The 23,846-nt window shown below is 62.9% G+C and carries 27 protein-coding genes and 2 pseudogenes; 20 read left to right on the top strand and 9 right to left on the bottom strand.

Features of this window, described 5'->3' with window-relative positions:
- Positions 1–363: 363 nt before the first annotated feature.
- Together NKJ28_RS31255 and NKJ28_RS31250 are read left to right on the top strand one after the other, a co-directional pair.
- Complete coding sequence (locus tag NKJ28_RS31255; RefSeq protein ID WP_352638346.1) at positions 364–795, top strand: DoxX family protein; 432 nt, start codon at positions 364–366, stop codon at positions 793–795.
- 300 nt (positions 796–1,095) lie between these two features.
- Positions 1,096–1,449, top strand: a complete 354-nt coding sequence (locus NKJ28_RS31250; protein ID WP_352638345.1) for a hypothetical protein — start codon at positions 1,096–1,098, stop codon at positions 1,447–1,449.
- Between the two features lie 71 nt (positions 1,450–1,520).
- On the opposite strand, the gene NKJ28_RS31245 is transcribed toward NKJ28_RS31250, so the two are convergent.
- On the bottom strand, positions 1,521–1,826 hold the full coding sequence (locus tag NKJ28_RS31245) for a hypothetical protein (protein WP_023675713.1): 306 nt from the start codon (positions 1,824–1,826) through the stop codon (positions 1,521–1,523).
- 712 nt (positions 1,827–2,538) lie between these two features.
- A complete protein-coding gene (locus NKJ28_RS31240; protein WP_352638343.1) occupies positions 2,539–3,357 on the bottom strand; it encodes a class I SAM-dependent methyltransferase in 819 nt (272 codons plus the stop codon).
- 372 nt (positions 3,358–3,729) lie between these two features.
- Here NKJ28_RS31240 and NKJ28_RS31235 point away from each other — a divergent pair, with 372 nt between their 5' ends.
- The 6 genes and pseudogenes from NKJ28_RS31235 to NKJ28_RS31205 all read left to right on the top strand — a co-directional run bounded on the left by NKJ28_RS31235 (position 3,730) and on the right by NKJ28_RS31205 (position 7,778).
- The gene (locus NKJ28_RS31235; RefSeq protein ID WP_023675716.1) at positions 3,730–4,137 is read left to right on the top strand and encodes a hypothetical protein; all 408 of its coding nucleotides are present in this window, start codon (positions 3,730–3,732) and stop codon (positions 4,135–4,137) included.
- 3 nt (positions 4,138–4,140) lie between these two features.
- Entirely contained in the window at positions 4,141–4,539 is a 399-nt protein-coding gene (locus NKJ28_RS31230; RefSeq protein ID WP_352638342.1) for a hypothetical protein, read from the top strand.
- Positions 4,505–5,135, top strand: a pseudogene (locus NKJ28_RS31225) (terminase large subunit domain-containing protein); the annotation flags it as partial. The gene NKJ28_RS31230 and the pseudogene NKJ28_RS31225, both read left to right, overlap by 35 nt.
- Positions 5,136–5,291: 156 nt before the next feature.
- Positions 5,292–6,055, top strand: a pseudogene (locus tag NKJ28_RS31220) (phage terminase large subunit family protein); the annotation flags it as partial.
- Between the two features lie 82 nt (positions 6,056–6,137).
- On the top strand, positions 6,138–7,370 hold the full coding sequence (locus NKJ28_RS31215) for a methyltransferase (protein WP_502902243.1): 1,233 nt from the start codon (positions 6,138–6,140) through the stop codon (positions 7,368–7,370).
- Between the two features lie 204 nt (positions 7,371–7,574).
- On the top strand, positions 7,575–7,778 hold the full coding sequence (locus NKJ28_RS31205; protein WP_023675723.1) for a hypothetical protein: 204 nt from the start codon (positions 7,575–7,577) through the stop codon (positions 7,776–7,778).
- 38 nt (positions 7,779–7,816) lie between these two features.
- Here NKJ28_RS31205 and NKJ28_RS31200 read toward each other — a convergent pair whose 3' ends face one another.
- Positions 7,817–8,107, bottom strand: coding sequence for a hypothetical protein (locus tag NKJ28_RS31200; protein ID WP_352501187.1), 291 nt, complete (start codon positions 8,105–8,107; stop codon positions 7,817–7,819).
- Positions 8,108–8,238: 131 nt separating this feature from the next.
- On the opposite strand from NKJ28_RS31200, the gene NKJ28_RS31195 reads away from it, so the two are divergent.
- The 4 genes from NKJ28_RS31195 to NKJ28_RS31180 all read left to right on the top strand — a co-directional run bounded on the left by NKJ28_RS31195 (position 8,239) and on the right by NKJ28_RS31180 (position 12,996).
- Positions 8,239–8,832: a hypothetical protein gene (locus NKJ28_RS31195; protein WP_352638340.1), complete on the top strand. Its 594-nt coding sequence runs from the start codon at positions 8,239–8,241 to the stop codon at positions 8,830–8,832.
- 518 nt (positions 8,833–9,350) lie between these two features.
- The gene (locus NKJ28_RS31190) at positions 9,351–10,514 is read left to right on the top strand and encodes an acyltransferase family protein (RefSeq protein ID WP_352638339.1); all 1,164 of its coding nucleotides are present in this window, start codon (positions 9,351–9,353) and stop codon (positions 10,512–10,514) included.
- 269 nt (positions 10,515–10,783) lie between these two features.
- A complete protein-coding gene (locus NKJ28_RS31185; protein ID WP_352638338.1) occupies positions 10,784–12,676 on the top strand; it encodes a portal protein in 1,893 nt (630 codons plus the stop codon).
- A complete protein-coding gene (locus tag NKJ28_RS31180; RefSeq protein ID WP_352638337.1) occupies positions 12,673–12,996 on the top strand; it encodes a Bbp19 family protein in 324 nt (107 codons plus the stop codon). The genes NKJ28_RS31185 and NKJ28_RS31180 overlap by 4 nt, the downstream gene beginning before the upstream one ends.
- A 15-nt stretch (positions 12,997–13,011) precedes the next feature.
- Here NKJ28_RS31180 and NKJ28_RS31175 read toward each other — a convergent pair whose 3' ends face one another.
- The 5 genes from NKJ28_RS31175 to NKJ28_RS31155 form a co-directional block, all read right to left on the bottom strand.
- Complete coding sequence (locus tag NKJ28_RS31175; protein ID WP_352638336.1) at positions 13,012–13,311, bottom strand: hypothetical protein; 300 nt, start codon at positions 13,309–13,311, stop codon at positions 13,012–13,014.
- Positions 13,312–13,701: 390 nt separating this feature from the next.
- A complete protein-coding gene (locus NKJ28_RS31170) occupies positions 13,702–14,631 on the bottom strand; it encodes an IS110 family RNA-guided transposase (RefSeq protein WP_352638335.1) in 930 nt (309 codons plus the stop codon).
- Positions 14,632–14,921: 290 nt separating this feature from the next.
- The gene (locus NKJ28_RS31165) at positions 14,922–15,239 is read right to left on the bottom strand and encodes a YMGG-like glycine zipper-containing protein (RefSeq protein WP_352453776.1); all 318 of its coding nucleotides are present in this window, start codon (positions 15,237–15,239) and stop codon (positions 14,922–14,924) included.
- A 194-nt stretch (positions 15,240–15,433) separates the two neighbouring features.
- Positions 15,434–15,835 carry a type II toxin-antitoxin system HicB family antitoxin gene (locus NKJ28_RS31160; RefSeq protein WP_352541138.1) on the bottom strand — a complete coding sequence of 134 codons (402 nt, stop codon included), beginning with the start codon at positions 15,833–15,835 and terminating at the stop codon, positions 15,434–15,436.
- 4 nt (positions 15,836–15,839) lie between these two features.
- A complete protein-coding gene (locus NKJ28_RS31155; protein WP_352638347.1) occupies positions 15,840–16,028 on the bottom strand; it encodes a type II toxin-antitoxin system HicA family toxin in 189 nt (62 codons plus the stop codon).
- Between the two features lie 120 nt (positions 16,029–16,148).
- Between NKJ28_RS31155 and NKJ28_RS31150 the strand changes: the two genes are divergently transcribed.
- Both NKJ28_RS31150 and NKJ28_RS31145 read left to right on the top strand, forming a co-directional pair.
- Positions 16,149–16,478 (top strand): hypothetical protein, encoded by a 330-nt coding sequence (locus NKJ28_RS31150; RefSeq protein WP_352638334.1) that lies wholly within the window; start codon positions 16,149–16,151, stop codon positions 16,476–16,478.
- Entirely contained in the window at positions 16,475–16,714 is a 240-nt protein-coding gene (locus tag NKJ28_RS31145) for a hypothetical protein (RefSeq protein ID WP_352638332.1), read from the top strand. The genes NKJ28_RS31150 and NKJ28_RS31145 overlap by 4 nt, the downstream gene beginning before the upstream one ends.
- A gap of 11 nt (positions 16,715–16,725) precedes the next feature.
- On the opposite strand, the gene NKJ28_RS31140 is transcribed toward NKJ28_RS31145, so the two are convergent.
- Entirely contained in the window at positions 16,726–17,148 is a 423-nt protein-coding gene (locus NKJ28_RS31140) for a DUF7674 family protein (protein ID WP_352472071.1), read from the bottom strand.
- A gap of 98 nt (positions 17,149–17,246) precedes the next feature.
- Between NKJ28_RS31140 and NKJ28_RS31135 the strand changes: the two genes are divergently transcribed.
- The 6 genes from NKJ28_RS31135 (at position 17,247) to NKJ28_RS31110 (ending at position 23,845) form a co-directional block, all read left to right on the top strand.
- Positions 17,247–18,155 (top strand): hypothetical protein, encoded by a 909-nt coding sequence (locus NKJ28_RS31135; RefSeq protein WP_352472070.1) that lies wholly within the window; start codon positions 17,247–17,249, stop codon positions 18,153–18,155.
- Positions 18,156–18,178: 23 nt separating this feature from the next.
- Positions 18,179–19,168: a Coat protein gene (locus NKJ28_RS31130; RefSeq protein ID WP_352638330.1), complete on the top strand. Its 990-nt coding sequence runs from the start codon at positions 18,179–18,181 to the stop codon at positions 19,166–19,168.
- Between the two features lie 201 nt (positions 19,169–19,369).
- Positions 19,370–19,615: a hypothetical protein gene (locus NKJ28_RS31125; protein ID WP_031211513.1), complete on the top strand. Its 246-nt coding sequence runs from the start codon at positions 19,370–19,372 to the stop codon at positions 19,613–19,615.
- 290 nt (positions 19,616–19,905) lie between these two features.
- Positions 19,906–20,508, top strand: coding sequence for a phage connector family protein (locus NKJ28_RS31120; protein WP_352638328.1), 603 nt, complete (start codon positions 19,906–19,908; stop codon positions 20,506–20,508).
- Complete coding sequence (locus tag NKJ28_RS31115) at positions 20,505–22,961, top strand: phage tail protein (RefSeq protein WP_352638326.1); 2,457 nt, start codon at positions 20,505–20,507, stop codon at positions 22,959–22,961. The genes NKJ28_RS31120 and NKJ28_RS31115 overlap by 4 nt, the downstream gene beginning before the upstream one ends.
- A 215-nt stretch (positions 22,962–23,176) precedes the next feature.
- The gene (locus NKJ28_RS31110) at positions 23,177–23,845 is read left to right on the top strand and encodes a hypothetical protein (protein WP_352571272.1); all 669 of its coding nucleotides are present in this window, start codon (positions 23,177–23,179) and stop codon (positions 23,843–23,845) included.
- The last annotated feature ends 1 nt before the right edge of the window (position 23,846 follow it).

Below are 23,846 nucleotides of genomic sequence, written 5' to 3'. Positions count from 1 at the left end.
AGGACCCATCACCTTCCGACACGGATTGCAGCACTTCCTGTCCATCGCCCATGGATGGGCGCTTCGAAATGTGTGAATCGCCTAGGCGCGAAGCGGGGGGAGAGGTGGCCGCCCACGGGTCTTGCCTTCGGCAAGCCCGAGGACAGGCTCCGCGGCCGGAGAGGGGCCTTTTCTTTGCCGGCGCCTCTCCGTCGCGGCTTCGCCGCGCCACCTCTCCCCCATGAATGGGGGCGAGGAACCCTGGTCTTGCGAGGCCTTCTCGCTACGCGCTTGTATCCTGCAGGTTTTTCGGGGGATGATGTCGGGCTTGCGGCTGGTGGTGCGTCCTTGGGGCACAATCATCGTAACTCTTGGGAGGACATCATGACCTTGGAAACCGCTCAATCAACCGTTCAGTCGCCGTGGCAGACCGCGGCAATCCTCATCGGCCGGCTGATCTTCGCCGCCGTCTTCCTGATGGCCGTGATCTTCAAATTCATCGATATCGGCGCCACCGCCGGCTATATCGCGGCGGCCGGGTTTCCGTTCCCGCTGTTCCTGGCCTGGTGCGCAGCCCTGCTCGAGGTCGTCCTCGTTCTATGCTTCCTGACCGGCGCCTTCTTCTCATGGGCAGCACTCGTCGCCGCTGCCTATGTGCTGTTCCTTGGCTTCGCCTTCCACGGGCCGTCGCACTGGGCCGGCAACCAGGCCGAGTTCGGCTTCTTCGTCGATCACTTCACCTTCCTGGCCGGGCTGCTGTTCGCCGCCGTGCACGGGCCGGGCAGGGTCCTGGCGCTGAGGCTTGGCAGGGGATGATCCCCAACCTCGGATCCGGCGTTCTCGTAAAGGCGCTCAGAAGGGTGGCTGCGACAATGGCGGTCGGGTCCATGATCGCAACCAGGGCCAGATCGGCAGCACGATCCGCACCAGCATCGTCGTGACGATCGAGAGCGGCCGGGTACCGTCATCCCGGCCATCCGCAGGTCGCGCACAATAAAAGCGACAGCTAAAGTACGAGCGTTCGAGGTTTATGCTTTTTGTAGATGCGCCTGCATTCCCCTCTGTACTTCCAACATTCGGCGGGCTAAGCAAGACGCGGGTCTTGAGGGGGAATTCATGAACATCGCCACGCGTTTTGCTGCCGCCATGATCGGCGCGTCTCTGCTTGCCGGCTGCACTACCTTGACCGAAGGCGAATTCAACACGATGCATACCACGCTTGAAGGCAGCCCTGTCACCAAGCGCGTGGCGATCAACGAATGCATTGCACGCGAGAGGTCCACGCCGCTCAACGAAAGAAAGACTTACGCAGCAATCATGAATGTCAGTGTCGCAAAATACGACAGCGCCTTTTGTAACCGGCTCTTTAATGCCGTTGCTAATGGCAGGCTGACTTACGCGGACTATCGCAGGCTTTCCTCGCCGGGGGCCGACAGCAGCAAGTTGATCAAGATCCTGCAGGGCCGCTAGCAGGCGCCGCCAGCAGTCTTGCCACCCCGCCGCGGCAAGCCGTTGTCGCGGCGTCAGTTATGATCGCCGCGTCACATCTGGTCGTTGTAAGGTTCCTTGATCTGACCGACCATGCGCGCCAGTTTCGAGAAGGACGGCATGTCCGTCTCCGGCTGACACTGATTGGCCAACTCCAGCAGTCGGATCGGGAAGTTGACGGCGTCGCGGCTCGACGCCGACATGCCTTCGGACCTTTCCTCGTTGGTCTCGCTGGCTTCGGCCTTGCGCAATGCGATGTCTATCTCCTCGACGGAGAGCACGCCCTTGCGGACCAGGACCTGATTGATCGATGCGATGGCCATCAGCAGGCCTTCGAGTTGCAGATTGGCGACGTTCATGGCTTTCGCTCCCATTGGCTGGGGTTCAAACGCGCGAATGCCTGTTCTGATCCGCGGTTGCGGCTGCTCGTCGGCCGGTGAGATGCCCGGCAAATGGAGGAACCGCCAATTGCCGACGCTGCGTTCGCGCCCACAAAGTGGCTGGCGGGCAACGCGAGGCGCCGAAGAGAATTCGGATTTTTTGTCGCCGCGCCACATTTTGTTCTTGCTTTGTGCCGGCAGCTATGCTACTAATTTGGGTATGGTGCCAATTGGCCCCAACGACCCGCCCGCCGAGGCGGGTTTTTGTTTTCAGGCTTCTTTTCGATCGAACGTTGCTTGTGTTGCCGGCTGTGAAGTCGGCGGGACAGCACCCGGGACAGTACCCCCCTCTGGCCTGCCGGCCATCTCCCCCTCAAGTGGGGAGATTGGCGGTTTCGGCGCTGCGCTCTTCCTGCAACGTTGGAGATTGGCGAAAGCCGGCGCGAAAGCCGATCTCCCCCCAAGTGGGGGAGATGTCCGGCAGGACAGAGAGGGGCGCGAAGGAATGCAGCCTAGCGGTCTTCTTGGAAGGTCAATCGGGAGGCGGACAAGGTGAGGCGCTGAACGGAATTCGCATTTTTCTGCCGCCGTGCCACATTTTGTTCTTGCTTTGTGCCGGCAGCTATGCTACTAATTTGGGTATGGTGCTAATTGCCTCCAACGACCCGCCCGCCGAGGCGGGTTTTTTGTTTCAGGCCGGTTTGGAGACGATCACGGCGAGCGAGGCGAGTTTTCCGTCACTCAGGCTTCGGATGTAGTTGCGGCGGCGCTGCAGGAATTCCGCGCCCATGACGACTTCATTTGCCTGCTGCTGCGCCGGCGAGGGCACGATGCCGGAATTGGCCCTCTTCAGCGCCAGCTCAACATGTTCGCCGGTTTCGTCGACGATTTCGTCGATGCGAAATCCGATATCGACAAACAGGGTTTTCAATTTTTCCCGATCGGCGAGGTGGCTGGTCGCCGCAGAAACCGCCCAGGGCATGGGATAGTAGGGCTCGCCGCCGGCGAGCACGGCTTCGGTCCAGATCAGCCTGCCTCGCGGTTTCAGCACGCGCCAGGCCTCGTCGATGACCGCGGCCTTGTTCTCGATGTTCATGCCGACATAGAAGCAGATCGCCGCATCGAAGGTGCTGTCGCCAAAAGGCAGTTTCGTCGCGTCGGCCTGATGGAAGCGAACCTTGTCTGCCAGTCCGCTGAGTGCGGTCAGTCGGCTCGACGCGGCGACAAAGGCTGATGTCAGGTCGATGCCGTCGACCTGGCAGCCATAGGTCGAGGCCAGAAACCTTGCCGGCCCGCCAATGCCGCTGCCGATATCCAGGATCCGATCTGTCGGCGAAGGAGCAAGACGGGCCGCATGCTCCCGCGTGGCGATCAGTTCGCGGCCATGGAGCTGATCGAATGGATAGAGTTGCGCGGCCGCGAGTTTTCCGGCCGGGTCGGCGTCCGGGATCGCGGCCAATATGCGATCGACGATGCCGTCGCTGCCGTAGTGACTGGTGACATTGCCCATAAAGCGTTCCCCTCAAGCGCAACCACCATCCCATCAACGCAAGTCTCACGCAATGCCCGCCTTTTTCGCCCCTCCTTCCAGCCGTTCACCGACGAGGGTGCGAGGTCGTCAGTGCATTTTCTTCCACCGCGCCACATTTTGTTCTTGCTTTGTGCCGGCAGCTGTGCTACTAATCTGGGTATGGTGCCAATTGGCTCCAACGACCCGCCCGCCGAGGCGGGTTTTTCATTTCGGGCTCCTGTTCGACCGAATGTTGCGTGTGCTGCCGAGGTATGTCGGCGCAAATGAACGCGACCGACTATCCCGGTCCGCAACCACCTATCGTCCATAGATTTCCCAACGCGCCCGTGCGCCCACTTCAGAGAACACCCCATGTCCAACCGTTATGCCACCATCATCACCGACGATGACGGCCGCGAGGTCGTCAGCGCCATTGGCGAGTTCGCCGGCACCGCACCCTATGCACGCCATGGCCGCTTCGAGCAGGTGGCCGCCGGCGTGCGGATCGGCATGGTGCGCGGCGGCACCGTCGATGCGGTCGGCGGCTTTGGCTTCCCGTCGGGAGCACTCGACGGCAAGGCGGTGGCAATTCTCAGGGCAAGGCTGAATGCCTTGCCCGACGCCGGTGCGATGAAGCCCGGCACGACGACTGATGCGAAACCGGCAAGCCAGCCGCGGAAGCCGAAGTCGGCACGCGCCGGCAAGAAGGCCAGGCCGCGCAAGCGCATCGTGCGGCCAGGCAACAAGAAGCCGGCGGTCTCCGCTGGGACGGCGGAGTAGGGCATGGCCGAAGCTCCTTCCACCGGCGATTCGCAGCCGCACGATCAAGCACCCGGCAGCCGAACCAAGCGGGCGAAGAAGACGCTGGCCGACGGCTTTCTCGAAGCGATCCGCGCCGATTTTCGCGCCCATGGCGCCGGCGTTATCGCCGAGGTGCGCGCCGAAAAGCCCGACCAGTACCTGAAGCTCGTGCTGTCGGTGCTGCCCAAGGATATTAGTGTCAACATCAACAATCTGGATGCATTGAGCGATGACGAAATCAGGCAGCGCATCCGCGGCCTCGAAGCCGTCCTTAGGCCGTTCCTCGAGAAGCCGGGCTTCGCAAAAGGCCTCGCACAGCCGGGCGGCAAGGACGGAATATCTCAGCCTGCTGGCGGAGCTGGACCGCAGGCGCCGCACTAACCAGCTTGCCGCCTATCGGCCCTATCCCAGGCAGGCCGAGTTCCATGCAGCCGGCGCGACCAATCGCGAGCGCCTGTTCATGGCCGGCAACCAGCTCGGCAAGACCAGGGCCGGCGGCGCCGAATGGGCGATGCACCTCACCGGCCGCTATCCAGATTGGTGGCAAGGCAAGGTTTTCGATTGTCCGGTTCGGATGTGGGCGGCCGGCGTCACCGGCGAAAGCACGCGCGACAACCCGCAGCGCATCCTGATCGGCCCGCCGCAGCAGCAGGCGGCCGGCACCGGCATGATCCCGGCCGACGCCATCGTCAGCACGATGGCGGGACGGGCGCCGGGCGCGCTCGACAGCGTCGTGGTGCGCTGGGGCGGCGGCGGCGACGTCCAGGCCGACGAATCGGTGCTGTCGTTCAAGAGCTACGAGAAGGGTCGCGAGAAATGGCAGGGCGAAACGCTGCACGGCGTCTGGTTCGACGAGGAGCCGCCGCTCGACATCTATTCCGAAGGGCTGACCCGCACCAACGCCACCGGCGGCATCACCATCGTCACCTTCACGCCGCTGCTCGGCATGAGCGATGTGGTGTTGTTGTTCTTGTCGGCGGGGGAGGTGGGAGGAATGGGCAAGGGGTGACAGTGCTGCGAACTCGTACAACTCGCGTTCCTTCGCGCCCCCCTCTGTCCTGCCATCGGAAAGTTCTTTGTCAAACAACACCATACGTCTAGTGCCTGCCACCACGATTCAATGCCGCGAGGGTGAAAAACAATGACCCGTCACGTCACCTTCATGACCATCGACGATGCCGAGCACTATACGCCGCAGCAGCGCGCCGAGATCATTGCCGCCTATCCGGCGCATGAGCGGGAAGCCAGGGCAAAAGGCATTCCGGTGCTCGGCTCCGGCCGCATCTTTCCGGTGGCCGAGGAACTGATCGCCTGCGAGCCGTTCCCGCTGCCGCGCTACTGGCCAAGGCTCGGCGCGCTCGATTTCGGCTGGGACCATCCCTCGGCGGCGGTCGAGCTCGCCTGGGATACGGAGGCCGATGTGGTCTATGTCACGAAAGCCTGCCGTGCCTCGCAGCAGACTCCCGCCATGCAGGCGCTGACGCTGAAACCGTGGGGCGATTGGCTGCCATGGGCATGGCCGCGCGACGGCCGCCGCGAGACGCTGGAGGGTGCCGGCACCGCACTTGCCAGGCAGTATTCAGCGCATGGGCTGAACATGCTCGCCAGCCATGCGCAGTTCGCCGACGGTTCCGTATCGGTCGAGGCCGGGCTGATGGACATGCTGGACCGCATGCAATCAGGCCGCTTCAAGGTGTTCTCGACGCTTTTGCCCTGGTTCGAGGAATTCCGGCTCTACCACCGCAGGGACGGCCAGGTGGTGAAGCTGCGCGACGATTTGATGGCGGCGACACGCTACGGCGTGATGATGCTGAGGGAGGCGGCAGTCGACCCGGCGGTGTTCAAGGCCGCGCGGCGAAAGGCCGGGCAGGCCGATCCGCTGGGGGCGTTTCGGTGAGGAAAATCGGGGAGGGAGGCAATGCGCTCCGGCTCCGATTGGAAAACTGTAGTGAACGTCCGTGGACGTGGTGTAGCATCGAATGATCCCGCTCAAGGGACGCATCGGCGTGGCCTCACGGGGGCATTCGCCGATAGGGGAGGATCAGATGCAAAACGGAATTTCTCCAGACCACATACTGCAAATTGGCTTTGGGTTCTGGCCAGCCAAGACATTGTTGAGCGCCGTGGAACTGGGACTCTTCTCGCTGCTTGCGGACGGCCCCAAAACGGGCCTCGAACTGCAAGGCGCGATGGGGCTGCATCCGCGCGCAACGTATGATTTTCTCGACACCCTCGTCGCGCTCGGATTGCTGCAGAGGGACGGCGCCGGCGAAACCGGCAAATACGGCAATACGCCATCGACCGCGCTGTTCCTGGTCAAGCGGAGCCCCCAATACATCGGTGGAATCCTTGAGATGGCGAACGCACGACTGTATCGGTTCTGGGGCGATCTCACACCGGCATTGCAAACCGGAAAGCCTCAAAACGAGATCAAGGAGACAGGCAAGTCGATGTTCGGCGAGCTCTATGCGGACCCGGCGCGCCTGGAGCAGTTCATGGACGCGATGAGCGGCATCTCCATGGGCAATTTCACGGCGTTTGCCGAGAAATTCGACTTTTCCAAATATAAGACGCTGGCCGATATAGGCGGCGCAACCGGGCAGCTTTCGGCCATCGTCGCGGCGCGGCATCCGCACATGCAATGCCGGACGTGCGATCTCGCCGATGTGCAGCCGATCGCCGAACGGCGCTTGAGGGAGCGCAATCTCGGCGGCCGGGTCATCGCCGAGACGATCGACTTCTTCGCGGACGAATTCCCCAAGGCGGACATCATCACGATGGGAATGATCCTTCACGACTGGAATCTCGAGAACAAGAAAATGCTGATCGCCAAGGCCTATCGTGCATTGCCGACCGGCGGCGCGTTGGTCGCCATCGAGAACATCATCGACGATGAACGCAGGCAAAACGGCTTCGGTCTCATGATGTCGCTGAACATGCTGATCGAATTTGGCGAGGCGTTTGACTTCACCGGCGCCCAGTTCACCGAGTGGTGCAAAGAGGCAGGGTTTAGTCGCTGCGAGATTATTCCGTTGGCGGGACCTGCAAGCGCAGCAGTGGCTTACCACCCGCGCGCAGTTCGCCGACGGTTCGGTATCGGTCGAGGCCGATGCTCGGCCGCATGCAATCAGGCCGCTTCAAGGTTTTCTCGACGCTTTTGCCGTGGTTCGAGGAGTTCCGGCTCTATCACCGCAGGGGCGGCCAGGTGGTGAAGCTGCGTGACGATTTGATGGCGGCGACACGCTACGGCGTGATGATGCTGAGGGAAGCGCAGGTCGACCCGGCGCTGTTCAAGGCCGCGCGGCGGAAGGCGGGCAAGCCGATCCGCTGGGGGCGTTTCGGTGACGATGCTTGCGTTTATGCACGCCCGGCGGCAAAACGACGATGTAGCCGCAACATCATATTAAGGGGGCAATATGGAATCGGAAAACTCGCTGCTCGGGATATTCATCTCCTGGATGCCGATGCTGATTTATCTCGCAGCAAGCCTTTGGGTAACGATCTGGCTCACCTTCAAGCTGATCCGCGTTCAACAGGCGATGGTGCAGGCGCAGGAAGGCATTCTCGCCAAGCTGACCGAGATCGACAGCCGGATGTCCGCGAAGATACGCCAGGACTGAGATTCGCGGCGGACGCATAGGACGAAGCGCCGAAAAGCTTAGCCGGGCTCCTTAGCCCATTCGCCGCCGCTGCCATGATAGGTCTCTGCGGAGAGCAAGAAAACCTGTGCGCAGGTCGTGCAGCGAAAGCGGTAACGAAGCAGATCGTCCCATGGTCCATCCGGGTTGAGATCCGAAAGCGGGATGACACTCGACATAGGACCACCCGGTACTTCCTGCAGAATACCGTCGCGTATGGCCTCTTTGGCCATCGTGATCGCCGCCGCGAGACGACCGGTGCTAAAGATCGTACGGGTCTCCTCGATCGGCGCGCAGTTACTACAAGTCATGCGCTTGTTCCCATAGGTACATCCACAAGTCACAGGCCAAGGAAATCCAGACGGCAAAGAGAGTCAATCTAGCTTGGCGCCTCGTTTCCCTAGGGCTCTCCGCTTCGCAGCGTGCCGGAAAGTGACCCAACATGATCCTCCGCATCATTCCCGCCACTTTGCGCGACCTCTCCTACATCGCTGCCAACCTCCGGCCCGAGGACCGGGCCGAGATCGACTGCCAGTTCGACGACTGGTCGCCGGCGCTGCTGGCGCTGACGGCGCTGCAGGGGTTTGCCTATGTCGCCGAGCTCGACGGCAATCCGGAGGCCGGCTTCGGCGCTGCCGAACAGCGCAGCGGACTTTGGATCGCCTGGAGCTGGGGCACGCGCCGCATGAGGCGCTGCGTGCCTGGGATTACGGAATTCTTTCATGCCGTGCTCGGGCCTGAAGTTGCGGCGCGCGGCGCCTGGCGTGTCGAGGCCCGCGCCTTGGCCGCCAATGATTTGGCGCTGCGCTGGCTAGGCCGGCTCGGCGCGACGCAACGCTGCCGCCTGCCGGGCTATGGCAGGAACGGCGAGGATTTTCTGCTCTACGACTGGACAAGAGCCTCTCACTTTGGAGAAAACTATGTGCCTTTTTCAAAAGCCGCCGGCGCTGAAGCCGTTGCCGCCGACACCGACCATTGCCGACAAGGACGTACAGGCGCGCGAAGCCGCCTTGCGGGCCCAGCTTGCGGCCAATGACGGCACCGCCGGAACGGTGAAGACCGATTTGTCGCCCAGTGAGCTCACCGGCCAGCGCCGCGTGCTGCTGGGGGTGTGACATGGGTGCCATGAGAAGAGTGTTCCGCAACCGGGTGCTGGCGTGGTGGTACTGGCGCCGGCACACGCGGTTGGTGAAGAAGAGATAGACGGGAGCTTGCCTGCCGGGATCGCGTAAGCCGCGATCCTTCGCGCCCCCCTCTGTCCTGCCGGACATCTCCCCCTCAAGTGGGGAGATTGGCAGCTTGGAGGACTGCGCCCTTTCTGCACCCTCGAAAATTGGCGAAGACCGTGATGACAGCCAATCTCCCCACTCCCCACTTGAGGGGGAGATGTCCGGCAGGACAGAGGGGGGTGTTCAAGTGCATGCCTCTACAATTGCCCTGCGGTGTTCCGCGTTTTCCGTAACAACCCTGCGCAAATCGTGTTCCGTCCGCACGGTTGACATTCCTCCCTCAGCCGCCATGCTGCATTGCAACATGGCAATCGAGGAGTTCGGCATGACAGAAGCCCGGTCATCGCGCATCGAGTGCCTGGACGGGCTTCGGGCGCTCGCCGCGATCTGGGTGCTCGTCGGGCACTGCCTGTTGTTGACCGGCTGGCAGATTCCTATTCTCGGCGAACCGGACCTCGGCGTCGATCTGTTCATCATGCTGTCCGGCTTCCTGATGGTGTTCCACTACCAGCTGCGCCAGGACAGGGAGCCCTGGCAAAGGCCGGAAACCTGGCTGAAATTCTGGACCCGCCGCTATTTCAGGATAGCGCCGCTGTTCTACGTCATGCTGTTCGTTGCCCTGGCGCTTGGCCCCTCTCTCTACGGGTCGAGAATGGTCATCGACGAGTTCCTGCTGAGGTCGCCGCAGGCGCCCGAGCGTTATCTCGACAGCGGCCTCAAGAATATCGGCGCCCATCTGCTGTTCCTGTTCGGCCTGGTGCCGAATTTCGCCTATCGCACGCCGCTGCCCGACTGGAGCCTCGGGCTGGAGATGCAGTTCTACGCACTGTTTCCGGCCATCATGCTGCTGGTGCGCAGGCTTGACTGGCTATGGGCGGCCATGCTGGTCGCGGCGATCGGCAGCGCGATCGTGTTCTTGATGGGACAATTGTCGGTCCACTTTCCGATGCCGTCGTTCCTGCCGTTGAAGATGCAGATTTTCCTGTGCGGGATGCTGCTGGCGGGCGTCGTCCATCAAAGGCAGAAGCGGCCTTTCGTGCATCTGGCACTGGCCATGCTGCTGGCGGCGCTGCCCTTCGGCGGCGGCTATGGGCTGAGCAAGCTGTTGATGCGGGAAGCGCTCGTCCTGGGGTTCTTTGCCCTGGTTCTCTACCGGATGCTGCCGGGAACGATGGGCATCGTGGCCAGAAAGATCGCCATGACGCTCGCCAACAGGTTCTTTCATTTGATGGGTGAGCTTTCCTTCAGCATCTATTTGATCCATCTGCTGGTTCTCCAGCCGGTGGCGGCTCTGGTCATCACCCAGTTCGGCCACGAGCTGTCGGCGCCGTTGCGCTTCGCGGTCGTTGTTGTCGTCGTCTTGCCGGTGGTGTGCCTGCTGTCCTGGATCACCTACACGCTGATCGAAGTGCCCGGCCAGAAGATGGGCCGTTTCGTGGTGCAGCGCTTTGGGCGCAAAGCCGCGCTGGAGACGACGCCGGCGCAATAAGGCGCTGCCGATCTCCCCCCTTGAGGGCAGGGCTATCGCAGATGGAAAGCCGAGGCTTTCGCTCTACGACGGACCCCCACCCCTAGCCCCTCCCCACAAGGGGGAGGGAGACTTTCGTTGGCGCTGACCTCGGCAAATTGCCTGCCTTTCGGCGCCAAAAGGGGAAGTAAGGGCGGGCGGCAGCGTTCCCTCCCCCTTGTGGGGAGGGTTAGGGTGGGGATCCATCTTCGTAAGAATCCAAATGCGATTGCCCTGCCCTTGAGGGGGAGATGTCGCCGAAGGCGACAGAGGGGGTCGCCGATCCACGCGAGACGACCCCCTCTGTCCTGCCGGACATCTCCCCCTCAAGTGGGGAGATCGGCAGCTTCGGCGTGCCGCCATTCTTTCTTTTCCCATTTATCCATGAAGCGAGGCTGACCATGAGCGATTCCCGTGCTCGCGATATTCTGTCGCGACAGGCTGAACTGGAGAGCGAACGCAGCCAGTACGAGCATGTCTGGGAGGCGGTGTCCGAATTCTGCGATCCCGATGCGCCCGATATGTGGAGCGGCCGCCGAAAGGCGGGCTTGGATTCGCAGGCCGAGCGGCAGGAGCGGCGCGGTGCGCGCGTCTACGCCAACACCATCAACTCGGCCGCCAACCGGCTGGCCGCCGGGCTGGAAAGCCTGATCATTCCGCAGTCGGAGAAATGGCATGGGCTGTCGACGGCAGCAATGAATGACGAGGAGACCGACGAGGAAAAGGAATGGGCGGAAGCGCTGCGCGATTTCCTGTTTGCGCTGCGCTATTCCGCCAACTCGAATTTCGTGCCAGCGACGCAGGCCTGCCTGCGCAATGTCGTGCGCTACGGTCCGGCCTATCTCTATGCCGAGGAGGGCTTTGGCGGCACGCTGATCCGCTATGCCTCTATCCCGGTGGTCGAGGGCTATCTCTCGCGCAACCGTTGGGGCCAGGTCGACATTTTCCACCGCCGCTACGAGCGCACCGCAAGACAGGCGGCGCAACTGCTCGGCTACGACAGACTGCCGGCGCGGATCAAGATGCTGGTCGACGACCCCGCCAAATGCGAGACGAAAATCTCGCTGATCCAGTGCATCCAGCCGCGCGACGAGCGCAAGATGTACAGTCTGAGCGGCTCCTACCAGTATCTCGATACGGCGTTCGCTTCCTATCACGTGATCGAGGACGAGGAGGCGATCGTCAGGGAAAGCGGTTTTCGCTCGTTCCCGGTGTCGTGCTTCAACTGGCGCCGCTACGAGGGCGATCCCTACGGCATCTCGCCGACTATCGAGGCACTGACCACGGTGCGCGAAGAGAACGCCGTGCGGCGCTCCGGCCTGCGTGCCTTGCAGCAGATCACCGATCCGGCGACCGCCTCCAAAGCGCGGCTCGATTACGTGCCGGTGCTCAATCCCGGCGAGAACTATCCGGGCCTGATCGACGATGCCGGCCGGCCGCTGATCGCGCCGATCGCCACCGGCCAGAACCCGACCTATGCCTTCAATTACGCCGACAGCCGGGCCGAGGAGATCCGTGACATGATGTTCGTCAACCTGTTCCAGACGCTGGTGCAGAACCCGCAGATGACGGCGACCGAAGCCTTGATCCGACAGGAGGAGAAGGGCGCGCTGCTCGGGCCGTCCGGCTCGATCATCCAGGCCGGCTTTGCCGCCAATCTCGACCGCGAGCTGGGCATTCTCGAGGACAAGGGACTTTACGAGGAAGACAGCCGCTTCCTGCCGCCGGCGAGCCTCGCCGGCAAGGCGCTGCGGCCGACCTTCACCGGTCCGCTCGACGTGCTGCGCCGTTCGGCCGAGGCACGCGACACCATCCAGGTTGTCACCACCGCCATGCAGATGGCGCAGTTCGATCCCGGCGTGATGGACAATATCGACGGCGACGAGGCGCTGAAGATCGTGCAGGGCGCCGGCCGCAGTCCGCAGCGCATCTTTCGCCGCCAGGACGAGGTGGCGGGCATTCGCGATGCCAGAGCCAAGGCTCAAGCTGAACAGGCCGGCATGGCGGCGATGGCTGCCGCCGGCAAGGTCGCCAGGGATGCCGTGCCGGCGGCAGTGCAGGCGCGCGACAGCGGCCTGCTCGACGGGCTCGGCGGGCTGATGCCGCAGGCTGCGCAAGATGCTTCGGGCGGGCAGGGCGCATGAGCGGCAAACGCTTCGCCCATTCCAGCCAGGCCGGCGGCCCGGCCAAGGCGCAGGATGCCCTGGCCAAGGCCTATCTCAGAGTGTTCTCAGGCCAGGACGGCGAAATGGTGCTGGCCGACCTGGCGGCCGCAACCGGTTATTACCGCCGCCCGTCCTATGGCGAGTGGCTGGCCAAGACGAAAACGCCGAACGGCTTCGAGCTGCACAGCGCGCTGAGCAATGCGCGGGCCGAAGTGGTGCAGCATATTATGGGGTTTTTGATGCTGGACGAGGCGCAACTGGCGGCACTGGAGAAGGCGGCGAGACTGGAGGGGAGGTAGGACGATGAAGCTGCCCTATTTGCTCAGATCTACGGTGAGTCGCATCGGGCTGGTTTTGACACCCGGCGGCCAACACCTCTGGATCGATTTCGTAAGTTGCTGGGCCGCTTCCGCCGCCGCCTCTGAACGCGGATCATACGATACAACGGTAACCGACTTGACCTTGCCGGCCTTGTCCAATGTCACCTCGTAAGTGGCTTTGACGTGATTGTCGACAGCGGCCACCGGCAAGACCAGGCAATCGCCGATCCGCTCAACACTGACAGCCTGTCTGGCGTGTGCGGAAACCGAACAAACAACCAGCAGTGAGGTCATCAAAAATCGCATCGTCGCCCCCCTTTGGTAAGAGACAATAGCGTCGAACTGCTCTGAGGGTAAGGATTAAAACAATCGAGTAAGGTGAGAGTGCGCCGACGCCGAAACTGCGCCCCTCTCCCCGTTCTACGCAGGGCTATCGCAGATGGAAAGCCGAGGCTTTCGCTCTACGACGGACCCCCACCCCTAGCCCCTCCCCACAAGGGGGAGGGAGACTTTCGTTGGCGCTGACCTCGGCAAATTGCCTGCCTTTCGGCGCCAAAAGGGGAAGTAAGGGCGGGCGGCAGCGTTCCCTCCCCCTTGTGGGGAGGGTTAGGGTGGGGGTCCATCTTCGTAAGAATCCAAATGCGATTGCCCTGCCGTTCTACGGGAGAGCGACTGTCTTGGCTGTCAAGTTGTTTGCCACGGTTTTTGATCCCGGACGATAGCGTTGAGAATGGTGAGAAGCTTGCGCATTGTGGCGACGACGGCGACGATCTTCGGCTTGCCGGCCTCGACCAGGCGGTCGCGGAAAGCCTTGAGCACGGGGTTGTGCCTGATGGCGACGAGGGCGGCCATGAAGAGGGCGGCGCGCACGTGGCTCCTGCCACCGCCAATGAAGCTCTTGCCACGCCATTTTCCGGACTGCCTCGTCCATGGCGCAAGGCCGGCGAGCGCGGCGATCTGGCGGCAGTCGAGGCTGCCCAGTTCCGGCATTTCGGCGATCAGGCTGCGGGCAACGACAGGACCGACACCCGGCACGGAGGAAAGCAGCTTTTCGTTGACCCGCCAGACTGGGGACTTGCGGATATGATCGTCCATGCCCGCATCGAGGCTTGCCAGCTCACGCCGAAGCGCGACGAGCAGCCGGTGGATGCTCTTTTGCGCCTGTTTCGCGATGACCGTGCGAGCACGGTTCTCCTCCGCCACGATCATCTGCACGATCTGACGCCGGCGGGCGACGAGCTCGGCCAGGGCCTCGGTTTCGGCGTCGCGCAATGGCCGCAATTGCGGCTTGGTCGCAGCGATGAAAGCGGCAATGACGGCGGCATCGATCGGGTCGGTCTTGGCCCGCTTGCCGAGTGCATTGGCATAGGCGCGCACCTGCGCCGGATTGACCACGACAATCGCCAGGCCGGCGCCTGCCAAGGCGGCGACCGCCAGTCTCTCGAAGCTGCCTGTCGACTCCAATCCGACAACGGCCGGCGAAAGGGCTGCCAGCCGCCGAACCAGATCCTCCACCCCGGCGTGGTCATTCTCCACCGAGAACGCCTCGCCCGACGGCAAAACATGCACGTCGAGCCGATCCTTGGAAACGTCGATGCCAACAATGATTTCCATCCTGTCCCATCCTTGCCTAATCGGGCTTCGCTTGCGGCCCAGGCGACTGTTCGGGTTCGATGGAACGGCGGACGAAGACCCTTGCTCTCCCACGGGCTCGATCACCCAAAGATGCTCCGGTCTCCCGTCCGCCACCGCACCTGCCTTCATAGCAGAGTCGGCAAGAAACAAGTTACAAGGATGCCGGCAGGCAGGTGAGGGGCGGTGCCGGCATTTCAGACGTTTGCGCTGCCCCTCATCCCCCTACCGGGACCTTCTCCCCGTATAGTGACGGGGAGAAGAGGCTACGCTCAATAGTCGCCGTTGTAGTACCGGTCGTCGCAGGGGGCGGTGTAGATGCGGCCGCTGGTGCGATCCTGATAGCGGCAAAGCTGTTCGCTGCGCGGCTGCGGCGTGGTGGCATTGCCGACGACGGCGCCCAGCAAGGCGCCAGCTCCGGCACCGATGACCGTGCTCTTGGTGTTGCCGCCGATCGCCTGGCCGGCAAGCGCGCCGGCGCCGGCGCCGAGCAGCGCACCGGTGCTGGTTCTCTGCTGTGCTTCGGTCTGCGCGCAGCCTGCCAATGCGGCAGTCACCAGCATGGCGGCAATGGCTCTGGACATGGTCATCGTCTGGTACTCCCTTGAAACCTATGAGCTAATACACGGGCCGATTTTGCCAAGTACGGTCGCATTTGCGGCGGAACATAGGCACCGTGCCTCACGAAATAAGACATGGTTGTTTTTGTCTGACGGCCTGATCCGCAAAGAAAGTAACCGAACAAGACCCAAAGAGCTTCATCTCCAGTCGACCTTAGAGAGCGCTACGCTGCCTCGATCTGCATTACCTTTTTCGCCGCAGCGGCCAGAAATCCGGATCGGCTGTAGCCGTGGCGCTCCGCATATCGGTCAATCTGATCGAGGACATCTTCCGGAATGGTGACGTTGACACGCACGACCTTCGCAGCTTCAGCTTTCAAGGGAACCAGGATGGCGACACCGCTCAGATTGTCCTTGTCCGACATCACTTCCTCCAGGGATGACGGCTCGGGAATGGCCTCGCCATCCTCGACCAGCCCCTCGACATGAAAGGCCAGTGCTTCCCCGGCCATGGCACGGGCATCATCCAGGTTGACGCCGGCTGTCACCAGGCCCGGAAAATCGGGAAAGGAGACGCCGAAGTCGCTGTCCGCTTGCTTGTGGATCAATCCGATATAGTTCCGCATTTCTCTACCTCAGCTTCACGCCGGATTGTTTTTCAATACTCTTGAGAGTGCCGATCGGGATGTCGCGCTTGGGATGCGGAACTGTCACCCGGCCCGGCTTGGATTTGTGCTTGAACTGGGCGTGACTTCCTTTTCGAGCCACTTCGTACCAGCCATCCGCCAACAGCCTGTGGATGACATCGGCGCCCTTCATGTTGTGTATAAATACACACGGCTGGCCCAAATGTCCATGAGGATTTGCCGCAGTTTGCGTGCGGCGGTCCAATCGCTGCCTTTTTCAATCCCCGAAAAATCCCAAAAATGGAGAAATCAAATGACCCGAGGTCTTGCCCGGACGCTTTCGCGTGCCGCCGCCAGAGAAGCCGGCCTTGCCCCGCCCAAGGCGGGGCTCACCGCCAGGACGACCGGACAGGGCGGCGCCTACCGCACCGTCTTCTCCTTCAATGCCATGCCGGTGCCGGTCACCGATGCACTGGCCTATGCCAGCCAGAAGCTGTTCGATTTCATCGATGGCAAGATCCGGATCAAGGGCGGTACGGCAAGACTGCAGTTCGCCGTGCTGACGCCGCGCGCCTCGACCATCAACGACAATGCCGCGCTGCGCTCGGCTCGACGGCAGCGTCGACCCCAGCGCTCGCCTTGACGATGATCAATGTGCTGGCGGCGACCGGCCGCACGCTGGATGGCGCCGGTGCCGCCCTGTCGAGCGCGTCGGTTGCCGATGTCGCCGCCGCGCAGACGCTCGACGGCACCGTGACGCCGGTCGACCTCTATCTCAACCTGGCGTTTGCCATCGGCACCGACATCGATGCCGACGGCACGATTGCCGTTACGGGCACGATCACGCTGCTCTGGGAGAACTGGGGCGACAATGCCTGAGGCCGGCCGGCTTAGACCAGTGGCGTTCCGTCGGACCAGAATGCGTAGAGTTTCGCCCACCAGATAGCCGACTGAGGCCGCAGCCATGGCTTGAAATGATCGGGGTGTGTGCTGCGATGCAGGCTCGGGTTCTGCAGATCTTCGAGCAGCCCGACGATCGCGGCTTCCCGCACGTGGCGATTGCCTTCGACGATCCAGCGCTCGACGACATCGAAAATGTCGCTGAAGCGATCTGTCTTTCCAGCTTCGAGATGGTGAATCAGGTGGAGAGCCAGCTCCGACAAGGCAAGATACAGCGGCTCTTCCGCCTCATCGCGCCATTCATCGTGGAATCTGTCCCATTGCCCACGGAACGACGGATCGGCCGCCATGAGCGGCTCGAACATGTTCGAGCCGTCGAAGGCGAAATCTGCGGCCTCGTTCTCTCCGGTCATGCTGCCTCTTTTCGCGCGGCAGCTCCGGACTGGCAAGCTTTAAACCCGGCTGAACCAGCCGGCACTTTTCATTGAACCCTAAGTAAAGGAATCTTCTCATGACAGATCTGGCAGACGCCGGGTCCGTGGTGGCGGCGCCACCGGCGGGCAACCTTGCACGGCCACCGGCCAACGGGGACAACGGGTCCGCCCCGCCTGCGGCCAAAAGTTGGTTTGACGGTCTTTCCGAAGGCAACCGCAAGCTTGCTGAAACCAAGGGCTGGACCAAGCCTGAAAGCCTCGATCGGGTCTTCGCCTCCTATGCGGAGCTGGAGCGGCAGCAGGGCGAGAGCCTGCGCGTTCCGGCAGCCGATGCAGCCGCGGAAGACTGGGACAGGTTCCATGCCCGGCTGCCCGAGGCGATGCGTCCGCTGACCTCACCCGAGAAGGTCGAGTACCGGCGCCCCGACGGGCTCCCCGAAAACTTCGCCTATTCGGACGAGCTCGCCAATGCGTCCAAGGCCTGGGCGGTCGAGGCAGGTGCTACCCCGAAGGTCGCACAGGCCTATCACGACCGCTTCGTCGGCTACATGGCCGAGCAGGCCAAGGCACAGCAGATCGCCCTTGCCCGCTCGGTCGAGACGACGCATGACGACCTCGTCAGGGATTGGGGACCGACCGGCAGCGATGGCTTTCGCCAGAAGCTCGAGGTCGCCAACCGGGCGATGAAAAAGCTCGGACTGGTCAATGCCTACAAGGCGAAGGGTATCCTTCTGCCGGACGGCGCCTTGACCGACCCGCAGATCGCCAAGGCGTTCCACGCCATCGGCGAGGCGATGTTCCGCGAAGACACGATCGACGGCAATGCTGCCTTGAGCGGAGGCAATCCCTTCAAGCGCAATGCCGCCGGCGAGCGCAACCTGACTGGCATCTCGGCGCTCGTCAAAAGCGACCCCGCCCGCGCCCGGCGGCTGGCACGCGAGGCCGGCGAAAATCCCGACCTGTGGATGCCCAACAATCCTCTTTAACCCAAACCTGAAGGAAGACAAAAATGGCAGACGCCTATACCCGTATCGCGGACGCGATCGTTCCGTCCGTCTATGCGCAATACTCGTTCGAGGAGCACGTCCAGTCGCTGGAGATTTACCAGGCCGGGATCCTGTTTTCCGACCCGTCGATCGCCTCGAAGCTCAGCCTGGGCGGACGTTCCGTCGACATGCCCGGCTGGAAGGACCTCGGCAACGATCCGTCCGAGCCGGTCAATGACGACCCGGCCGACTCGATCGAGATGAAGAAGATCGGTGCGCGCCGCGAAGTCGCGGCCCGCAATGTGCGTGCGCAGGCCTGGGGCATCCCGGATCTGACCTCGATCCTTGCCGGCGACGATCCGCAGAAGCTTATCGTGCGCCGCCAGACCGACTACTGGCAGCGCGCCAACAAGCTGACGCTGCTGGGCATACTGAAAGGCGTGCTGGCCGACAACATCGCCAATGACGGCAGTGACCTGGTGCTCGTCACCGGCGCCTCCATCGTCGACACCGACATCATCGAGGCCGCCTATCTGATGGGCGACCGCGCCGACAAGTTCAAGACGATCTGGATGCATTCGAAACAGATGAAGGCGCTGAAGCTCGCCGACCTCATCGACTATGTGCCGTCGTCCGAGCAGGGCGGGCCGCTGATCCCCTATTACATGGGGCTCAGGGCCGTCGTCGACGACGACATTCCGGTTGCCGGCGGCGTCTACACGGCGTTCATGTTCAAGGACCAGGCGATCCTTTGGAACGAGCTGCCGGTCAACACCGAAGGCGGGCCGCTCGAGTTCGACCGCAAGCCGCGGCAGGGCCATGGCGGTGGTGTCACCGAAATGGTCGGCCGCCGGCATTTCGTGCCGCATGTGCCGGGCACCCGCTTCCTCGATGCGTCCTCGGCCGGCGAATTCGCCACCGATGCCGAGCTGGCACTGGCGGCAAACTGGGACCGCACGGCGTCGAGCGTCAAGCACATGACGTTCATCGCGCTGAAGACGACCGAGGCCTGATCGGGCGAAGGGGCGGGCGTCAGACGTCCCGCCCCTTCGGGACACCAGGTCGGCGAATCCCAAGTTCACCCGCTGCGCTGCGTCGGAGTGATGTGAATTTTGGCGTTCGCTACAACATTCATGTTGCCCTTTGGCCAATCGACGGCACCAAACAGTTACAAGAAAGGGCGATGCTGCCTTGTCTTGGTAAGGGAGGTCACCATGAACATGAAGTACAAAACAGTTCAGGAAGTGCTCCGAAAAGCGGGCATTGTCATGAGCAAGAAAGGGGAAGTTCATCGCATAAACTTCTTCAGCGGCCTGGAAGACACCGCCTACTACACGCCAAGTCTTCAGGACGCCCTGGACAGGGGCTTGGCTTTGGCGGGAGGTGCCGGAAGGGTGAAAGCAAGCGTCTTTGCCAAGTCAGCTGAAACAGGGATCTCGACCGGCGCACACGTCGGCTGACACAATTCAGGCAAGACATCGCCGCGTTGCGCGGCGGTGTCGTGAAACTGCAATAGCCGAAGCATTGCCGTCTTCCTTGCTCGAATGGGAAAAAGCCGGCTGACGAAGCGTCTGCCACGCCGTTTCATGACGGGCGGGTGGCGTCGTGACGGCCCCCGTGCACGAGACGTGCAACGTTCTGCCCAAGCCACAAATCACAAAAAATCCCCAGCCGCTTCGAAGCGGCTTTTTGCCGTGGAGGCACCATGCCCCGTTTTCTCCGACCAACCATACAGACAGAGGCCTGAGCCATGGCCATCACCCCGCTCGACATCGCCAACATGGCGCTCGCCGTGCTCGACGAGGCGCCGATCGAAAGCCTCGACCAGGACGCCAAGGCGGCGCGCCTGCTCAATCTGCATTTCGACCTGACCCGCGAGGCCGAATTGACCAAGCATGCCTTTGTCTTCGCCATCCTGGCGGCCTCGGTCGCCGGCTTCGACACCGGCGGCGGCGCTGGCACGCTGAACTTCGCCTATGAGCTTCCCGCCGATTGCCTGCGGCCCTTGCCGCTGACAGGGAATGGCGAGCCGGATGGCGTGCCGCTCTCATGGCGGCAGGAGGCCGGGCTGATCTATTCGGATCAGGCCGGGCCGCGCATCATCCGCTATGTCGCCAACCTGACAGACCCCAACGACTGGGACGCGCTGTTCACCGAGGTGCTGGTGGCGGCGCTCGCCATCAAGATCGCGCATCCGTTGACCCACAAGTCCGGCATGATCGACGTCGCACGCAGCGCCTATGACAGGGCGCTGGACGCCGCCTACTCGGCCAATGCCATCCAGCGCGGCGGCAGATTTTCGACGACGTCCTGGGCTTTCCAGCGCGGCGACAGCCGGGGCGTCGGCCGATGACCACGCTCTATCCGATCCAGGATGCTTTCATCCGCGGCGAGATTTCTCCCCGCTTGCATGCTCGCGCCTCGCTCGAGCTCTACCGGGCGGCGCTGTCGAAATGCACGAACTTCGTCACGCTGCCGCATGGCGGCATCAGGAAGCGCGGCGGCACGTATTTTTGCGCCCAGGTGAAGGCTCCGTCAAAGGCGACACGGCTGATCCCGTTCATCTTCTCGGCTGATCAGGCCTATGCGCTCGAATTCGGCGATCTTTACATCCGCGTCTACGCCTATGGCGCGCGTGTCGGCACGGTCGAAGTCGTTTCGCCTTATCTCGAGGCCGATCTGTTCGACCTGCAATTCGTCCAGTCGGCAGACCAGATGTGGATCACCCACAAGGATCATCCGGTCAAAGTGCTGACGCGCACCGCGCACACGACCTGGACGCTGGCCGATTTCGTCTTTCTCGACGGCCCTTACGACAAGATCAACACCACGGCCACGACGCTAACGCCGGCCGCAACCGGCAACGCCATGCCGGTCATGGCCGCGAATACGCTGCCAAGCGGCACGGTCAGCAACAGCAACGGCTCATCCGACGTGTGGCAGGTGTTCGATGGCGACAAGCAGAAGGGGGAGAACATAGCGGGCTTTCCGAGCGGGTATCTGCGCTACCAGTTCGGCGGCGGCGGGGCCAAGACGGTCGACGCCTACTGGATTACCGCCACGAATGATCACTCAGACACTGCATCGCCGACCCAGTGGCAATTCCAGGCCTCGCACAACGGCACCGACTGGACGACGCTCGACAGCCGGGACGGAGAGACCGGCTGGTCCAAGTCGGAAACCCGCTTCTTCGACGGCTTCAACAACACGGTTGCCTACGAATATTATCAGCTGCTGTTTTCAGGTGGCGGCAGCGACGGAACCGCTATCGCCGAACTGGCCCTGCACGAATACGCGCCGTCGCAAACGCCATTTGATCTTTCGGCCTCCTCGATCGTCGGCATCAATGACGGCATCGGCTTCCAGACCAGCGATGTCGGCCGTGCCATTCGTCTGCTTGGCGCGGATGGCTTCTGGCGCTGGGCCAAGGTCGTTGCCCGGACCAGCACCATGGTGGTCACGGTTCAGTTGTACGGGCACGCTCTGCCCGATCTCAGCCCGATCATCCGCTGGCGTCTCGGCACGTTCGTGCCCGGCAAGTACGTGCAGAGCGGTTCGCTTTACGAGGAGCGCCTGGCGTTCAGCCGCAAATTCTCGGTCTATGCCTCGCAAACCGGCGATTTCGACAACTTCGCCACCGGCGAGAAAGACACCGACGCGCTGGAATTCGTGCAGGCCGGCGGCGGCCAGGCCAATGACATTACGTGGGTGGCGGAATCGGACGGCGCGCTGATCATCGGAACGCTTGGCGGGGTGAGGGCGCTGTCTGGCTCCGGCATCGACGAGGCGCTGACGCCGTCCTCGTTCAAGAACCGCCGGTCGCGGACTTTCGGTTGTGCCCCGCTGCGTCCTGTCGATGCGGGGCAGTCGTTCCTCTATATCACCCGCTCCCGCAAATCGATCGCCGAGCTGAAGCAAAACGCCACCGGCCGCTTCACCTCCGACGATGTCGGTCAAATATCGGAGCACATTCCCAAGAGAGGCGTCGTCGAACTCGCCTTCCAGACCGACCCCGATCCGCTGCTCTGGTTCCCGCTCGGGGATGGCGAACTCGGCGGCTACACGCACCAGCCGTCGCAGGACGTTCGCGGCATGCACATCCACCAGATCGCCGGAAGCTTCGCAGGATCGAGCTGGGCCGTTGTCGAAAGCGCCGTGGTGACGCCCGGCCAGGACGGCAACGACGATCTCTGGCTGATCGTCAAGCGCACGATCGGCGGCGTGACCAGGCGCTATATCGAAATAAAGACCGCGCCGTTCGAGTATGGCGGGATCGGCGATGCATTCGAAGTCGACTGCGGCCTGACCTATGGTGGCGTCGCTGTGGGCACGGTCTCAGGGCTTGATCATCTCAACGGCGAAACAGCCGACGTCCTGGCCGATGGCAAGGTCTACAAGGGCCTTGCTGTGGCCGCTGGCGCGGTCTCGCTGCCCGGTGGGGCTACGGCAGCCAAATGGCAGGTCGGGCTCGGCTACCAGTCCGAAGCCAACACGCTGGAGCTCGATGTCGGCGGCCGCGACGGATCGATCGTCGGGCGGCGCAAGAAGGTGGCCAAGCTCATTCTTTCGCTGCTGGAAACCGACACAACCGGGCTTCAGGTCCAGTCGTTCATCCGCGGCCGCTGGGAGCAGGTTCGCATCCCGTCCGTGGTTGCACCCGACGGCGTGGCGAAATTGTTCACCGGCAATGTCGAGGTGCCGATCGACGATAGCTGGGAAGGGCAGGGGCGGGTGAAGATCCGCCACGTCAATCCAACGCCCTGCACGATCAGGGCGATGACACCGGTGTTCGACGCCGAGCCTTAGAAACTGCTGATCTCCCCCCTCGAGGGGGAGATGTCGCCGAAGGCGACAGAGGGGGTCGGTTCGTCCTGACGCGGCCTCCTATCGCCTCCATCGCGGGGGAAGAACGCCGGCGCTCCACGCGAGACGACCCCCTCTGGCCTACCGGCCATCTCCCCCTCGAGGGGGGAGATCACCCGCTCCGTCTTCCATCGCTTCCCCAACCAAGGAACCCACCCGTGACCCCAACCCATCCCGAAGACCTCGGCAGGGCGCGGACGGCTGCCGATTTCGCTGCCATCCGCGCCTTGCTCGACACCGACCTCAACAATGCGATCGCCCGCAAGGCCGAACTGGAAACGGAAAAGTTTCACGCGATCTTCGGCGCCGGCAATTTGACGGCGGCGCGTGCCGCATTGGACGACTGCAACGCTGAAATCGCGCTGATCGAGAAAACCATCGAGGACGCGGACGAGCGCCGCGTTGGCGCCCCCCTGGACGAACCCCCCGCCGAAGCTGCCGTCGCCACGCCTGCGCCCGGCGACGAAGTCAGGACAAAGGCCGAGGCGCTCGGCGAGCGCTGGCGCACGGTCCACTGGCTGATCGAGCAACTGCGCCAGGAGCTGTTCGCGGCCGATGCCTTGAGCCGCGCCGTCATCGCCGCCAACGGCCTTTTCGATGCCGACGGCGCCGTCGGGCTGAAGGTCAACCTGACCACCATCCGGCGCACTGCCATGGCCGGCCCGAGCGCCGCCGCGCCATCGCGTCTCAGCCGCCCGGCGATCCAGGCCGACCGACTGCTTTTGTCCTTCCTCAGCCCCGGCGGCGTGCTCGACCGGCGCCCTGCGATCGGCGGGCCGGTCGGCGGCATCAAAAGCAAATTCATTCCCGCCGGCGAACGAGGCTGAC

Source organism: Mesorhizobium sp. M0145 (assembly GCF_040322355.1).
GTDB lineage: Bacteria > Pseudomonadota > Alphaproteobacteria > Rhizobiales > Rhizobiaceae > Mesorhizobium.
The sequence above is the reverse complement of the archived record's forward strand: the minus strand, read 5'-3'. Positions and strand labels throughout refer to the sequence as shown.

Coding starts and splice junctions, on each gene's coding strand:
- NKJ28_RS31255 (WP_352638346.1), top strand. CDS start 364: ATGACCTTGGAAACCGCTCAATCAACCGTTCAGTCGCCGTGGCAGACC.
- NKJ28_RS31250 (WP_352638345.1), top strand. CDS start 1,096: ATGAACATCGCCACGCGTTTTGCTGCCGCCATGATCGGCGCGTCTCTG.
- NKJ28_RS31245 (WP_023675713.1), bottom strand. CDS start 1,826: ATGAACGTCGCCAATCTGCAACTCGAAGGCCTGCTGATGGCCATCGCA.
- NKJ28_RS31240 (WP_352638343.1), bottom strand. CDS start 3,357: ATGGGCAATGTCACCAGTCACTACGGCAGCGACGGCATCGTCGATCGC.
- NKJ28_RS31235 (WP_023675716.1), top strand. CDS start 3,730: ATGTCCAACCGTTATGCCACCATCATCACCGACGATGACGGCCGCGAG.
- NKJ28_RS31230 (WP_352638342.1), top strand. CDS start 4,141: ATGGCCGAAGCTCCTTCCACCGGCGATTCGCAGCCGCACGATCAAGCA.
- NKJ28_RS31215 (WP_502902243.1), top strand. CDS start 6,138: ATGATCCCGCTCAAGGGACGCATCGGCGTGGCCTCACGGGGGCATTCG.
- NKJ28_RS31205 (WP_023675723.1), top strand. CDS start 7,575: ATGGAATCGGAAAACTCGCTGCTCGGGATATTCATCTCCTGGATGCCG.
- NKJ28_RS31200 (WP_352501187.1), bottom strand. CDS start 8,107: ATGACTTGTAGTAACTGCGCGCCGATCGAGGAGACCCGTACGATCTTT.
- NKJ28_RS31195 (WP_352638340.1), top strand. CDS start 8,239: ATGATCCTCCGCATCATTCCCGCCACTTTGCGCGACCTCTCCTACATC.
- NKJ28_RS31190 (WP_352638339.1), top strand. CDS start 9,351: ATGACAGAAGCCCGGTCATCGCGCATCGAGTGCCTGGACGGGCTTCGG.
- NKJ28_RS31185 (WP_352638338.1), top strand. CDS start 10,784: ATGTCGCCGAAGGCGACAGAGGGGGTCGCCGATCCACGCGAGACGACC.
- NKJ28_RS31180 (WP_352638337.1), top strand. CDS start 12,673: ATGAGCGGCAAACGCTTCGCCCATTCCAGCCAGGCCGGCGGCCCGGCC.
- NKJ28_RS31175 (WP_352638336.1), bottom strand. CDS start 13,311: ATGACCTCACTGCTGGTTGTTTGTTCGGTTTCCGCACACGCCAGACAG.
- NKJ28_RS31170 (WP_352638335.1), bottom strand. CDS start 14,631: ATGGAAATCATTGTTGGCATCGACGTTTCCAAGGATCGGCTCGACGTG.
- NKJ28_RS31165 (WP_352453776.1), bottom strand. CDS start 15,239: ATGACCATGTCCAGAGCCATTGCCGCCATGCTGGTGACTGCCGCATTG.
- NKJ28_RS31160 (WP_352541138.1), bottom strand. CDS start 15,835: ATGCGGAACTATATCGGATTGATCCACAAGCAAGCGGACAGCGACTTC.
- NKJ28_RS31155 (WP_352638347.1), bottom strand. CDS start 16,028: ATGAAGGGCGCCGATGTCATCCACAGGCTGTTGGCGGATGGCTGGTAC.
- NKJ28_RS31150 (WP_352638334.1), top strand. CDS start 16,149: ATGACCCGAGGTCTTGCCCGGACGCTTTCGCGTGCCGCCGCCAGAGAA.
- NKJ28_RS31140 (WP_352472071.1), bottom strand. CDS start 17,148: ATGACCGGAGAGAACGAGGCCGCAGATTTCGCCTTCGACGGCTCGAAC.
- NKJ28_RS31135 (WP_352472070.1), top strand. CDS start 17,247: ATGACAGATCTGGCAGACGCCGGGTCCGTGGTGGCGGCGCCACCGGCG.
- NKJ28_RS31130 (WP_352638330.1), top strand. CDS start 18,179: ATGGCAGACGCCTATACCCGTATCGCGGACGCGATCGTTCCGTCCGTC.
- NKJ28_RS31125 (WP_031211513.1), top strand. CDS start 19,370: ATGAACATGAAGTACAAAACAGTTCAGGAAGTGCTCCGAAAAGCGGGC.
- NKJ28_RS31120 (WP_352638328.1), top strand. CDS start 19,906: ATGGCCATCACCCCGCTCGACATCGCCAACATGGCGCTCGCCGTGCTC.
- NKJ28_RS31115 (WP_352638326.1), top strand. CDS start 20,505: ATGACCACGCTCTATCCGATCCAGGATGCTTTCATCCGCGGCGAGATT.